At 73.8% G+C, this 13,315-nt stretch carries 12 protein-coding genes; 9 read left to right on the plus strand and 3 right to left on the minus strand.

Translation table 11 applies throughout. The annotated features are described in order from the left end of the window. The first annotated feature begins 18 nt into the window (after positions 1 to 18). Positions 19 to 759: an SOS response-associated peptidase gene (locus BN3788_RS08760; RefSeq protein WP_066584635.1), complete on the plus strand. Its 741-nt coding sequence runs from the start codon at positions 19 to 21 to the stop codon at positions 757 to 759. 42 nt (positions 760 to 801) lie between these two features. Here BN3788_RS08760 and BN3788_RS08765 read toward each other — a convergent pair whose 3' ends face one another. Beyond that, positions 802 to 1,884, minus strand: a complete 1,083-nt coding sequence (locus BN3788_RS08765; RefSeq protein ID WP_066584638.1) for an adenylate/guanylate cyclase domain-containing protein — start codon at positions 1,882 to 1,884, stop codon at positions 802 to 804. 15 nt (positions 1,885 to 1,899) lie between these two features. Continuing rightward, positions 1,900 to 2,769, minus strand: coding sequence for a biotin--[acetyl-CoA-carboxylase] ligase (locus tag BN3788_RS08770; protein ID WP_066584641.1), 870 nt, complete (start codon positions 2,767 to 2,769; stop codon positions 1,900 to 1,902). 128 nt (positions 2,770 to 2,897) lie between these two features. Here BN3788_RS08770 and BN3788_RS08775 point away from each other — a divergent pair, with 128 nt between their 5' ends. From BN3788_RS08775 to BN3788_RS08790, 4 genes are read left to right on the plus strand one after another with little or no spacing between them, the layout of a single operon-like run. Continuing rightward, positions 2,898 to 4,514, plus strand: coding sequence for an acyl-CoA carboxylase subunit beta (locus tag BN3788_RS08775; protein ID WP_066584644.1), 1,617 nt, complete (start codon positions 2,898 to 2,900; stop codon positions 4,512 to 4,514). Then, a complete protein-coding gene (locus BN3788_RS08780; RefSeq protein ID WP_066584647.1) occupies positions 4,511 to 5,044 on the plus strand; it encodes a hypothetical protein in 534 nt (177 codons plus the stop codon). Before BN3788_RS08775 ends, BN3788_RS08780 begins: the two co-directional genes overlap by 4 nt. Further along, the gene (locus BN3788_RS08785) at positions 5,041 to 5,334 is read left to right on the plus strand and encodes an acyl-CoA carboxylase epsilon subunit (protein WP_234346574.1); all 294 of its coding nucleotides are present in this window, start codon (positions 5,041 to 5,043) and stop codon (positions 5,332 to 5,334) included. Before BN3788_RS08780 ends, BN3788_RS08785 begins: the two co-directional genes overlap by 4 nt. A gap of 36 nt (positions 5,335 to 5,370) precedes the next feature. After that, on the plus strand, positions 5,371 to 7,092 hold the full coding sequence (locus BN3788_RS08790; protein WP_066586920.1) for a DUF885 domain-containing protein: 1,722 nt from the start codon (positions 5,371 to 5,373) through the stop codon (positions 7,090 to 7,092). Positions 7,093 to 7,172: 80 nt separating this feature from the next. Here BN3788_RS08790 and BN3788_RS08795 read toward each other — a convergent pair whose 3' ends face one another. Continuing rightward, positions 7,173 to 7,850: a vitamin K epoxide reductase family protein gene (locus tag BN3788_RS08795; protein WP_234346575.1), complete on the minus strand. Its 678-nt coding sequence runs from the start codon at positions 7,848 to 7,850 to the stop codon at positions 7,173 to 7,175. Positions 7,851 to 8,009: 159 nt separating this feature from the next. Here BN3788_RS08795 and BN3788_RS08800 point away from each other — a divergent pair, with 159 nt between their 5' ends. From BN3788_RS08800 to BN3788_RS08815, 4 genes are all read left to right on the plus strand, one after another. Next, on the plus strand, positions 8,010 to 8,699 hold the full coding sequence (locus tag BN3788_RS08800) for a Maf family protein (RefSeq protein WP_066584652.1): 690 nt from the start codon (positions 8,010 to 8,012) through the stop codon (positions 8,697 to 8,699). A gap of 191 nt (positions 8,700 to 8,890) precedes the next feature. Continuing rightward, positions 8,891 to 10,684 (plus strand): acetyl/propionyl/methylcrotonyl-CoA carboxylase subunit alpha, encoded by a 1,794-nt coding sequence (locus BN3788_RS08805; RefSeq protein ID WP_066584669.1) that lies wholly within the window; start codon positions 8,891 to 8,893, stop codon positions 10,682 to 10,684. Between the two features lie 4 nt (positions 10,685 to 10,688). After that, the gene (locus tag BN3788_RS08810) at positions 10,689 to 11,186 is read left to right on the plus strand and encodes an NUDIX hydrolase (protein ID WP_066584674.1); all 498 of its coding nucleotides are present in this window, start codon (positions 10,689 to 10,691) and stop codon (positions 11,184 to 11,186) included. A 153-nt stretch (positions 11,187 to 11,339) separates the two neighbouring features. Beyond that, positions 11,340 to 13,304: an endonuclease/exonuclease/phosphatase family protein gene (locus BN3788_RS08815; RefSeq protein WP_234346577.1), complete on the plus strand. Its 1,965-nt coding sequence runs from the start codon at positions 11,340 to 11,342 to the stop codon at positions 13,302 to 13,304. Positions 13,305 to 13,315 lie beyond the last annotated feature (11 nt).

The following is a 13,315-nucleotide window of genomic DNA, read 5'->3' on the forward strand; positions in this document are numbered from 1 at the left end:
ATCCGCCACACTGGGGTGATGTGTGGTCGATATGCCTCCTTCCGCCGGGTCCAAGCGCTGGAAGACGCGTTCCGCATCGCCGAGGTGGCACAGGACGCGCGCCTGCTCCCCGAGTCCTGGAACGTCGCGCCCACCGATCCGGTGCGCATGGTCGTCGAGCGCGCGGACCGCGAGACAGGCGAGATCAGCCGCCAACTCCAGGCGGCGCGGTGGGGGCTCGTGCCGTCCTGGGCGAAGGATCCCTCGATCGGCAACCGGATGATCAACGCGCGCGCCGAGACCCTGCTGGACAAGGGCTCCTACCGCAAGGCCTTCGCGCAGCGCCGCGCGCTGCTGCCCGCCGACGGGTACTACGAGTGGCAGCGTCCAGGGCCGGGCGCGCTGACCAAGGCCAAGCAGCCGTTCTACATCCACCCCGCCGAGGATGAGCCGCTCGCCCTCGCCGGCCTCTACGAGTTCTGGCGCGACCCCGCCAAGGCCCCCGACGACCCGAGCCGCTGGCTCGTGACCACCACCGTCATCACCACCGACGCCAGCGAGCCGCTCGCGCACATCCACGACCGGCAGCCGCTCATGCTGCGCCCCGAGGCGTGGGACGCGTGGCTCGACCCGGCGGTGGGCGCCGACGACGCGGCCGACCTGCTGCGGGCCCCCGCCCCGACACTCGTGGCGACGGAGGTCTCCACACGCGTCAACAAGGTGGGCAACAACGGGCCCGAGCTGATCGAGCCCGAGGAGCCGTCCGCCACGCAGGGCTGACCGACGGTCGCGCGCTCAGCCTCGCGTTCAAGCCTCGCGCGCTCAGGCCTCGCGCAGCAGCACCGGCGCGATCGGCCCGATGCCCGCGAGGTCCCGGGTCGGCTGCTGCTCCGCCGCGAACCGCGGGTCGGAGGCCAGCAGCGCGGCCGTCGAGCCGTCAGTGAGCACCGTGCTCGGCTCCGCGATGTCCGTGAGCCGCGCCGCGAGGTTCACCGACGGCCCGAACACATCGCCGAACCGGGACAGCACCCGCCCCCACACGAACCCGACGCGCACCGGCGTCACCCCGCGCGCCCCCTCGGCCAGCCCGCCGGCGCCCTTCTCCCGCTCGACGTCGAGGTCCCCGCCCAGCACCCGGGCCAGGCCCAAGGCCACCCGCGCGCCCGTCTGCACGTCGTCCGCGACGAACAGCACCGCGTCGCCGATGGTCTTCACCACCCGGCCGCCCGCGTTGGTGACCACGTCCCGCGCGACCGTCTCGAAGCGCTGCACGAACTCGCTCAGGTCGGTGGAGCCCAGGCCCGCGGTGCGCCGCGTGAACGACACCATGTCGGCGAACCCGACGGCACGGGCCAGCGGCAGCGCCGCCGGGTCGGGGCGCTCGTCGCGCTGGTGGGCGAACTCCGCGGACAGCCGCCCGGCGATCGCCGCGAGCTGCCGGCGCCATGAGTGCACGAGCTGCGACTCGAGCAGCGGCGCGATGTCGGCGAGCTGGTCCAGCACGAGCAGCCGCGCCGAGATGTCGTCGAGGCTGTGCCGTCGGGCGAGGTCCTCCACGAGCGCCTCGACCTGCCACAGCGCCAGGCGGTCGCTCGTGTGGCCCAGCGCGCGGGTCAGGGAGATCGCGGTGCGCCTGTCCACCCCGTGCAAGCGCTGCAGATCGGCCCACCGGCCCACGGCCGCCGCGTCCTGCTGGGTGAAGACCACCTCATCCGCCGACGGGTGCGGCAGGCCCAGCGTCTGCCAGTACAGCCGCACGAGGTCCAGGTCGATGCCGACCTGCTCGGCGAGGTCCCGCAGCGTCAGCGTGCGCGGGCCGCCGAGCAGCTCGTCGTCCAGCTCGTCCAGCGTCGACGGACGCCCCGGCTCTCCCACTGCGTCGTGCTCGACTCTTTCACCCGCCACGAGGTCGAGAGTAGATCACCCGCCTGCGCGCACGTGACGCACGTCACCGGCCAGCACCTGGTGCTCGGCCCCGTTGTCGTCCACCACCACCAGCGCGCCCTCGTGATCGAGGCGGCGGGCCACACCGAGCACCTCGCGGCCGCCCGGCAGCTCGACCCGCACCCGGTCGCCGAGCGTCGCGCACACCGCGGCGACCTCCTCGGCGAGCCCCGAGGCCTCCGCGTCGCCGCCGTGCGAGCGCCACCTGTCGAGCGTGTCCGCGAGCGAGGACACCAGCGCCACCAGCAGCAGCTCGCGGTCCTGCTCGCCGCCGCCCGCCACCCGCAGGGACGTCGCGCTCGGCACCACCAGCTCATCAGCGGCCTGCGAGACGTTGATGCCGATGCCCAGCACGATCACGTCGCCCTCGGGCGTGCGCACCAGCTCGGTGAGCACCCCGCCGAGCTTGCGCAGCGTCCCCCAGCCCGGCACCTCGCTGCCATCCGCCGCATGCACCATCACGTCATTCGGCCACTTGAGCGCCGCTGCCACCCCGGCGGTGGCGCGCAGCGCGTGCACGGCGCCGAGCCCGGCGACCAGCGGGATCCACCCGTAGCTCGTGGGGGGGCCGCTGGGGCGCAGCGCGAACGACGCCGTCAGCGCCGCGCGCGGCGGGGTCTCCCAGGTGCGGCCGGCGCGGCCCCGGCCGTGCTCCTGGTGGTCGGCCACGAGGAGGCTGCCGTCAGGCCATGCGGCGGGGTCGGCGCGGACCGCCGCGACCAGGTCGGTGTTGGTCGACCCGGTGCGCTCCACCACCTCCACGCGGCGCAGCGGGCCCGCGGGGGCCAGCAGCAGGTCGCGTAGGACGGAGGCGCGCAGCGGCCGGCGCTCAGTCTGTTCAGCCATGGGGCCATCATGTCTCGCCGGGCAGCGGGCGCCCAGACGGCGCTTGTGGGAACCCGACGACACGACGCGCACATCCCCGTGACCGGACTGCACGTGCCGGACACGCGCGGACATCTAGTCTCGGTCGGGTGACGCAGACCGATCCGACCTCGCCTGGCGCAACGACCGACCAGGTCCCCGGCTCCACCGCCGCCCGCCTCGCCGACCTCGAGCAGCGCCGGCAGGCAGGTGACGACGCCGCGCGGGCCGCCGCGGAGAAGCAGCACGCCCGCGGCAAGAAGTCCGCCCGCGAGCGCGTCGAGGCGCTGCTGGACCCGGGCTCGTTCACCGAGATGGACGCGCTCGTGCGGCACCGCTCGTCGAACTTCGGCCTCGACAAGCGGCGCATCGCCGGCGACGGCGTAGTGGTGGGCCACGGCACGATCGACGGCCGGCCGGTCGCGGTGTACTCCCAGGACTTCACGGTCTTCGGCGGCAGCCTGGGCGAGGTGCACGGCCAGAAGATCACCAAGGTGATGGACCTGGCGCTGCGCACCGGCGTGCCGCTGATCGGCATCAGCGACGGCGGCGGCGCGCGCATCCAGGAGGGCGTCGCGGCCCTGACCCAGTTCGCGGAGATCTTCCGGCGGAACGTCGCCGCCTCGGGCGTCATCCCGCAGATCTCCCTGATCCTGGGCCCGAGCGCGGGCGGCGCGGTGTACTCCCCCGCGCTCACCGACTTCATCGTGATGGCGGACGGCACCTCCAACATGTTCATCACCGGGCCGGACGTGATCCGCGCGGTCACCGGCGAGGAGGTGGGCCTCGAGGAGCTCGGCGGCGCCACCACGCACAACACCCGCTCCGGGGTGGCGCACTACCTGGCCGCCGACGAGGACGACGCGCTGGACTACGTGCGCTCGCTGCTGTCCTACCTACCGCAGAACAACCTCACCGACCCGCCGTCGTTCCCGCATGAGACGGAGGTGTCCGTCACCGCGGAGGACCTCGAGCTCGACACGCTCATCCCCGACTCGGACGCCCAGCCCTATGACATGCGCACCGTCGTCGAGCACGTGCTGGACGACGGCGTGCTGCTCGAGGTGCAGCCGCTGTACGCGCAGAACGTGCTCATCGGCTTCGGCCACGTCGAGGGGCGCCCGGTGGGCGTGGTCGCCAACCAGCCGCTGTCCATGGCCGGCACCCTGGACATCAACGCCGCCGAGAAGGCCGCCCGGTTCGTGCGGACCTGCGACGCGTTCAACATCCCCGTCGTGACGTTCGTGGACGTGCCCGGGTTCCTGCCCGGCGCCGACCAGGAGTGGAACGGCATCATCCGGCGCGGCGCGAAGCTCATCTACGCGTATGCCGAGGCCACAGTCCCCCTCGTGACCGTCATCACCCGCAAGGCGTACGGTGGCGCGTACATCGTCATGGGGTCCAAGCAGCTCGGCGCGGACGTGAACCTGGCGTGGCCGACGGCGCAGATCGCGGTCATGGGGGCGGGTGGCGCGGTGAACATCCTGCAACGCGGCGCCCTCAAGGCAGTGGCGGACGCGGGCGGCGACGTCGAGGCGGAGCGCGCCCGGCTGACCCACGAGTACGAGGAGGCGATCGTGAACCCGTGGGACGCCGCCGATCGCGGCTACGTGGACGCGGTGATCGCGCCCGCGCAGACCCGCAGCGAGATCACCAAGGCCCTGCGGCTGCTGCGCTCCAAGCGCGCGAGCCTGCCGCCCAAGAAGCATGGGAACATCCCCCTGTGAGCGGCAACGAGGGACATGAGCACGACCACCCGGCGCATGGCAGCGACCCGCTGACGGGCGTCGACCCGAGCGAGCTGCGGGCCGTGGTCGACGACTTGGGCGCCGCGTTGCGCGACTACGTGGACACGGCCGTGGGCGTGCGCGCCGAGTTCGGGGCGCATGAGGCCGATGAGGACCCGCGCATCCTCGCCCTCGAGTCGCGCGTGGCGGGCCTCAACGCCGCGTTGTACGACCTGCTGCACGAGCGCCTCGGGCTGCACTCCGACCTCACCGGCATGACGTGGGACGACGACGAGGAGCCCGCGCCGCACACCCGCACCGACACGTTCCACCTCGGCTTCGTGGTGGGCCCGCCGCAGGGCACCAGCGACCTGTCGATGGACTCGGTGCTCGGCATCGTCGACGACGCGGGCGAGGAGATCGCCCAGCGCCTGATCGGCAGCGGCTTCGACGTCAGCGAGTGGGGCACCTCGCGCGGCGTGCCCGTGGTCTTCGACCTGGACGAGGACGACGAGGGCGACGACGCGTGAGCCCTGCCCTGCCCGACGGGCTGCCCTCGGTGCTGCCCTCCGTGCTGCCCGAGGCCACGCTCGTCCTCTCGGCGCCGCATGTGCACGTGGTGCGCGGCGAGCCGGACGAGTCCGAGCTGGCCGCGCTCGTCGCGGGGCTCGCCGCCGCGCGGTCGCAGGACGCCCACGACGAGCACGCGGGCGTGGGCCCGGCCGTCTCCGCCTGGGCCGACCGCTCCCGCACGCTACGGGGCGCGGGGCGGGGATCGGCGCCCGGCGCCGACGCCTGGCGCTGGAGCCTGCACCCCTGAGCTGAGCCGGCTGCGCGATAAGGTGCCGCGGTGACCATGACCTCCTCGCTCAACGGACAGCAGGGTCATCGCGACCCGTCTCCCATCGACGCCATCGCGGACGCGCACGTCGCGCTCGGCGCCCAGCTCGACCCCCTCAGCGCCACGTCCATGGGCATCTCCGGCCACGACCATGAGATGACCGACCTGTCCCCCGCCGGCCACGAGGCCCGCGCCGAGGCGGCCCGGGCGACGCTGGTGGCCCTCGACGCGCACGCCCCCTCGGACGCCGTGGACGAGGTGACGGTCGCCGCGATGCGCGAGCGCCTGGGCCTCGACCTCGAGCTGCACGACGCCGGGGAGCTCCTCGCCGACCTCAACAACATCGCCTCCCCGGTCCAGGGCCTGCGCGACGTCTTCGACCTCATGCCCACGGGCGACCCGGAGGCGTGGGAGAACATCGCCGCGCGACTGAACGCCCTGCCCGGCGCCGTCGACGGCTACGTGGCGTCGCTGCGCGAGGCCGCCAGCCGGGGCCAGGTCGCCGCGGTGCGCCAGGTGCGCGAGGCCGTCGCCCAGGCCGCCGAGCTCGCCGACCCGTCCACGTCCTTCTTCACGAGCTTCGTCCAGGGGCAGGCGGTCGACGCGGCGCTGGACGGCTCGGCGGCGTGCCAGGCCATCCGCGGCGAGCTCGAGCTCGGCGCGCAGGCCGCCCGCCAGGCCTACGCCACGCTCACGTCCTTCCTCGCCGACGAGCTCGCGCCGCAGGCCCCCGTGGCCGACGCGGCTGGCCGCGAGCGCTACTCGCTGTGGTCGCGCTACTTCCTGGGCTCCACGGTGGACCTCGAGGAGACCTACCAGTGGGGCCTCGAGGAGCTCGCCCGGGTGGTGGACGAGCAGGAGCGCGTCGCCGCGCAGATCGCGGGCCCCGAGGCCACCGTCGAGCAGGCTGTGGCCGTCCTCGACGCCGACCCGTCGCGGCGGCTCAACGGCACGCAGGCGCTCCAGGCCTGGATGCAGGAGACGTCCGACGCGGCCATCGCGGCGCTCGACGGGGTCCACTTCGACATCCCGGCGCCGGTGCGCACGCTCGAGTGCATGATCGCCCCCACCCAGAACGGTGGCATCTACTACACCGGCCCCAGCGACGACTTCACGCGCCCGGGCCGCATGTGGTGGTCCGTGCCGCCCGAGGTCACCACGTTCAACACGTGGCGCGAGAAGACCACCGTCTTCCACGAGGGCGTCCCGGGCCACCACCTGCAGGTCGGCCAGGCCGTGCACCAGCGGGCGACGCTGAACTCGTGGCGCCGGCTGAGCTGCTGGGTCTCGGGCCACGGCGAGGGCTGGGCGCTGTACGCCGAGCGCCTCATGGCCGACCTCGGCTTCATGTACGACCCGGGCGACCGCCTCGGCATGCTTGACGGCCAGCGCATGCGCGCCGCCCGCGTCGTGCTCGACATCGGCGTGCACCTGGGCCTGCAGGCCCCCGAGCGCTGGGGCGGCGGCACGTGGGACGCCGACAAGGCGTGGGAGTTCCTCAAGGCCAACGTCAACATGCCCGAGCAGTTCGTGCGCTTCGAGCTCAACCGCTACCTGGGCTGGCCGGGCCAGGCGCCGTCGTACAAGATCGGCCAGCGGCTCTGGGAGCAGGCCCGCGATGACTCCGCGAAGGCGGCCACCGGGCGCGGCGAGGTCTTCGACCTGCGCGAGTTCCACGCCCGGGCGCTGGGCCTGGGGGCACTGCCGCTCGACGTGCTGCGCTCCGCCCTCGTCTGACACTCCCAGCGCACACAGCAGCGCCCGGCCCCGCACAGGGACCGGGCGCTGCTGTCATGCGGGCCGGGGAGGGCGGCCCGTCAGGCGAACAGCGCGGCGCCGTACTTGAGCAGCACCAGCGCCACCAGCACCACCAGCCAGGCGGCCACGACGATCACGTCGTTGTCGCTGTCCACGAACTCCCTGGCGCTGCGCTGCAGGCGCGGCGGGAGGAAGAGGTTGTTCTCCCGGATGTTGTAGTGCGTCAACGTGGAGAACACGAGCGTGGTGGACAGCGTCACCAGCAGGCACCACGGGCACAGCGAGCCGATCACCATCATCGACTGCTGGAACAGCCAGTACGCGAACACCAGGCCGATCGTGTAGACGATCTGCGCCGAGAACATGAACCAGCGCGGGAACCTCACGCCGCCGAGGCTGGCCACGGCGATGGTGATCACCACGGACTCCGCGATGAGCCCGAGGAACGCGTTGGGGAACCCGAGCAGGCTGGCCTGCCAGGACAGCCCGACCGCCCCGCAACTCACCACCGAGTTGATGTCGCAGGACAGCTCCGCGCCCGGGTCGGCGGCCAGGGCGATCGCGTCGACGGAGAGCACGAACGACGCGGTCAGGCTGATCAGGGCGGAGAACAGCATCGTGCCGAAGATCCAGCCACGGGAGTGGCGCAGCGCTCGCAGCCGGTTCACCGGCCGCGCTTCGGCCTCCATCAGGTCGCTCATGTCGTCGAGGTCCTCGGGGTCGGGGCGGGATGGCACGGCTCTCTCCGATGATTGTGGTGTTCCGGCGGCCAGAACGGGGACGTACGTCCCCATCTCGACCGCGGGCCGGCCCCCAGACGATAACGATGGGGCCTGTGCTCCACCATGACCCCGCGACGGCGGTGGGCGCAGGCGGGGCGGCTAGGCTCCCAGGCCGTGACCCGACTGCTGCTCGCCTCCGCCTCCCCCGCCCGTCTCGCGACCCTGACCGCCGCCGGGATCGACCCGATCGTCCGCGTCTCCGGGGTTGACGAGCACGCGGTGCTCACGGCGGCGCGTGAGCGGTTCGGGGACCTGGAGCCGGCGGATGCGGTCCTCGTGCTCGCGCAGGCCAAGGCGGAGGACGTCGCCCGGGCGCTCGCCGACGACGGCGCAGCCGATGACGACGCGACCGGCGGCCTGCTCGTGCTGGGCTGCGACTCGCTGCTCGAAGTCGACGGCGAGGTGCTCGGCAAGCCGCGCGACGCGCAGGACGCGGTGGAGCGGTGGCGGTCGATGCGCGGGCGCGCCGGCGAGCTGCACACGGGCCACTGGCTGATCGACGAGCGCACGCCGCAGTCCGAGGGCGGGGATGGCACCGGCGGGACGCTCGGGGCGGTCTCGTCGACGGTCGTGCACTTCGCGGACCTGTCGGATGCCGAGATCGACCAGTACATCGCCACCGGGGAGCCGCTCGCGGTGGCCGGCGCGTTCACCCTCGACGGCCTGGGCGGCCCGTTCGTCACGGCGGTGGAGGGCGACCACCACGGGGTCGTGGGGCTGAGCCTGCCGCTGCTGCGCGAGCTGCTGGCCGAGGTCGGCGTGACCATCCCGTCGCTGTGGCGGGCGGGCACGATCCCGGCCTGAGCCACCGGGGGCCTGCCTGAGCCGGGCGTTTGTCCGCATCTGACAATCCGCACCCGACGGAGCGGACACCGCGCCCATGTCCTCGTGGGATCCCTACAACTGCCCCGTGGCCTGGCTGGGCAGTTCCCCAATCTTCCGCCGGGATGCGTGGCACGGCAGAGATGCCAGGGCCGCGCGCGTTACGGTGAGCCGTGCCCGCCATCTCAAAGGTCCTCATCGCCAACCGCGGTGAGATCGCCGTGCGCATCGCCCGGGCCTGCCGGGACGCCCGCATCGGCTCCGTCGCCGTCTACGCCGACCCGGACCGGGAGTCGCTGCACGTCCGCGTCGCCGACGAGGCCTTCGCGCTCGACGGCTCCCGCGCCCAGGAGACCTACCTCGACATCGGCAAGCTCCTCGACGTGGCACGCCGCTCCGGCGCCGACGCGGTGCACCCCGGCTACGGCTTCCTCGCCGAGAACGCCGACTTCGCGCGGGCGGTGATCGACGCCGGGCTGGTGTGGATCGGCCCGCCGCCCACCGCCATCGAGCAGCTCGGCGACAAGGTCAGCGCCCGCCACATCGCGCTGCGCGCCGGCGCCCCGCTGGTGCCGGGAACCCCCGACCCGGTGGCCGACGTCAGCGAGATCCACGCGTTCGCGCAGCAGCACGGCCTGCCCGTCGCGATCAAGGCGGCCTTCGGCGGCGGCGGCCGCGGCCTCAAGGTCGCGCGCCACGCCTCGGAGATCGACGAGATGTTCGAGTCCGCCGTGCGTGAGGCCACCGCGGCGTTCGGCCGTGGCGAGTGCTTCGTCGAGCGCTACCTCGACTCCCCCCGGCACGTGGAGACCCAGTGCCTCGCGGACGAGCACGGGACCGTCGTGGTGGTCTCGACGCGCGACTGCTCGTTGCAGCGCCGCCACCAGAAGCTCGTCGAAGAGGCGCCCGCGCCGTTCCTCACCGCTGAGCAGCGCGAGCAGCTCGTGACCTCCTCCGTCGCGATCCTGCGTGAGGCGGGCTACGTGGGCGCCGGCACCTGCGAGTTCCTCGTGGGCGCCGACGGGACCGTGTCGTTCCTGGAGGTCAACACCCGACTGCAGGTCGAGCACCCGGTCACCGAGGAGATCAGCGGCGTCGACCTGGTGCGCGAGCAGCTCCGCATCGCGGCGGGCGAGCCGCTCGGCTACGACCACGTCGAGACCCGTGGGCACTCGATCGAGTTCCGGATCAACGGCGAGGACCCGTCCGCCGGGTTCCTGCCGGCGCCGGGACGCCTGTCCACACTCCGCTTCCCGTCGGGCCCGGGCGTGCGGGTCGACTCCGGGGTGGTCGAGGGCGACACCGTCTCCGGGGCCTTCGACTCGATGATCGCCAAGCTCATCGTCACGGGCGCCACGCGGGTGCAGGCCATTGAGCGGGCCCGCCGCGCGCTCGCCGAGCTCGAGATCGTCGGCATCCCCACAGTGGTCCCGTTCCACCGCGCGGTGCTCGAGGAGGAGGCGTTCGCGCCCGCCGCCCCGTCCACGCCGTTCCAGGTGCACACCCGCTGGATCGAGACGGAGTTCGCCGACCGGCTGCCCGGCCTCGTCGGGCAGCGCCCCGCCGCGTCCAACGGCTCCCCGCAGGAGGACGGCGACGAGGCAGTCGCGCTGGAGCGCGTGGTCGTCGAGGTCGGCGGCAAGCGGCTCGAGGTCGTCATCCCGGCGTCGCTGGCGCGCAGCGTCGGGCGCCCGTCCACCGCGAGCCGGCGCCCGGTGCGGCGCACGGCCGCCCGCGCGACCGGCTCCAATGGCGTGACGCTGGCGTCGCCGATGCAGGGCACGATCGTCAAGGTCGCGGTGGCCGACGGCGCCGAGGTCGCCGCGGGCGATCTGGTGGTGGTGCTCGAGGCGATGAAGATGGAGCAGCCGCTGCTGGCCCACCGGGCCGGACGGGTCACCGGGTTGTCCGCCGGCGTCGGGTCGAGCGTCAGCGCCGGCACCGCGATCTGCGACATCGTCGGCTGATCGCATGAGGTCCGACGACCTCAGGAGGCCGCACCACCCGCAGCCTGGCGATGGGTGGGTCGAGTGCGCCTGCGGCCGTCGGCACTGGGGGCTGCACGGCGCGGCCGGCTTGCTGCTCGCACGCCGGGGCCCTGACGGCCTGGCGACGGACGTGGTGCTGCAGCATCGGGCCGTCTGGAGCCACCAGGGCGGCACCTGGGGGGTGCCGGGCGGCGCCCGGATGCCCGATGAGACGGCCGTCGAGGCCGCGCTGCGCGAGGCGCAGGAGGAGGCGGGCATCGACCCGGCCTCGGTGCGGGTGCTCGACGAGCACGTGCTCGACCATGGCCCGTGGAGCTACACCACCGTCCTGGCGACGGCCGTCGGCCCTGTCGAGCCGCGCCCCACGGACTCCGAGAGCCTCGAGGTCGGCTGGACGCCCGTGGACGATGTCACCCTGCTGCCGCTGCTCCCGGAGTTCGCCCGCGCGTGGCCCTCGCTGCGCCGCCGCCTCGACGGCTGACACGGAGCTCGCGCCATCGTCCGGGGCGGCGCTCCGCGCGGCTGACCAGGGACGGCGCAGCGTGGCGGGAGCCAATGGCGAGGGCTGCGGGCATGACGCCCAGGCGTGAGGAGAGTCGAGGCCCACCCCGCGTCGCGGGGTACCGTGGCGGCCGTGACGACCCCCGACCGCACCAGCCCGCCCGACGTCGGGACGCCCACCCGGGTCGTCCTGATCGCCCTGCTGTCCACTCTGACGATCGAGGCGGTGCGCGCCAGCGGCCCGTTGCTCGACCGCGCGTTCGCCTCGGGCGTGGTCACTGCCGGCGTCACCGCGCTGACCACCTACGCCGCCGTCGGCCTGGTCGTCGCGGCACTGCTGCTCGCGACCCGGCGTTTCACCTCCGGCTCCCCCTCCGGCCGCACGGTGCTGGCGGGCACGCTCGTGCTGGCCGTGGCCCGGCTCGCCGCGCAGGCCCTCGACGGCGGCGCCCGGTTCGCCGTCGGCCTGGCCACCGCGGCAGTGGCCGTCGCCGTCCTCATGCTCGCCGTGGCGTTCGTCGCCGGGCGCCCGCACGGGGCGCGCGCGGCGGCGGTGGCGCTGGCCGTCGGCACGGGCTTCGCCTCGGGACTGCAGCTCGTGCTCGGCACGTGGGACGTGTACTGGAGGCACGGCCTGCTGGGCTGGCTGATCACGATCGCGCTGGTGGGCGGGGCCGTCGCCGTGGCCCGCGTCGTGCGCCGTGACGTTGTGGAGGCGCGCCCCCGACGGCTGTGGGTGCTGGGCCCCTTCCTGGCGATCGCGGTCATGGTGCTGGCGAACCCCGCGTTCGCGGCATCTCAGTCGGGCGCCCGACTCGACGTCGCCGGCCTCGTGGTCGTCGGCGCCTCGACCGTCGCGGTGTGGATGATGCTCGACCCGCAGCGGCTCAACGGCGAGACCCGGGTGCTGGCCGCCGTCACCGTGCCACTCGCCCTGGTCGCGGCGTTCCTCACCCAGGGCACGGGCACGCTCGTGGCCATCGGGGCCCTCGGCGTCGCGGCCCCGGTGACGCTGGTGACAGCGCTCAGCGTGCGCCGGCCCGCCCCGCGCGGCGGCCTGCGGGTCAGCCTCGCGGCCTCCCTCGTCGGGCTCGGGCTGATCATCCCGCTCGCGCTGTACCTCGTCGACTATGACGTGCCGCTGGGCTTCGACAACGCCTGGGTGATCGTGGCCGCCGGGGTGGCGCTGGCCTGCGGCGGGCTACGCCGTCGGATGCCCCCGCTGCCGGGCACCGACCCTGAGACCGCCGCGCCCGAGCCCGCTGCCCCCCGCGCCAACCCCGTGCGGGCGAACGCCGTCCGCCTGCTCGTGATCCCGGCAGTGCTGCTCGCCCTCGTCGGCTGGGCCGTCTCCAGCCCGGCGTCCGCCAGCCAAGACCGCGCGCGCTCCGACGAGCTCGTGCTGCTGAGCTGGAACCTGCACTACGGCGTCGAGCCGGCCACGGCCGTGGACCTCGAGCGCATCGCCTCCGTGATCGAAGAGCACGACCCCGACGTCGTGGCCCTCCAGGAGGTCTCCCGGGGGTGGGTGCTGGGCGGGGGCGTCGACATGGCCACCTGGCTGTCGCACCGGCTCGGCATGGAGTTCGTCTACTCGCCGGCCGCCGACGCCCAGATGGGCAATGCGCTGCTGTCGCGCTCGGCGTTGACGGACCGGCAGGTCACCGAGCTGCCCATCGGCGCCGGGCCGCAGCAGCGTTCCGCCGCCACGGCCACCGTGACGCTGGCCGACGGCTCGCCGATCCGGGTGACGTCGGTGCACCTGCAGCACCGCGACGAGAACACCCCCACCCGCATCGATCAGCTCGAGGCGTTGCTGGCCGCGGAGCCGCATGGCGACGAGCCCGCGGTGATCGCCGGCGACCTCAATGCGGAGCCGGGCTGGCCGGAGATCGAGCTGCTCGCGGCAGACGGCTGGACCAGCGCCGTGGACTCCGCAGGCGACCCCGACGCGCTGACCTTCCCCAGCGACGACCCGCAGGTGCGCATCGACTGGGTGCTGGGCGCGGGCGTCGAGTTCAGCGACGTGCGGGTGCTCACCGGCGAGGGGTCCTCCGACCACCTGCCGATCGTGGCGCGCGTCCGGGCCGCCGGCTGAGGCCCTCGAAC

The sequence above is a fragment of the Cellulomonas timonensis genome (assembly GCF_900046455.1).
Taxonomy (GTDB): domain Bacteria; phylum Actinomycetota; class Actinomycetes; order Actinomycetales; family Cellulomonadaceae; genus Cellulomonas_A; species Cellulomonas_A timonensis.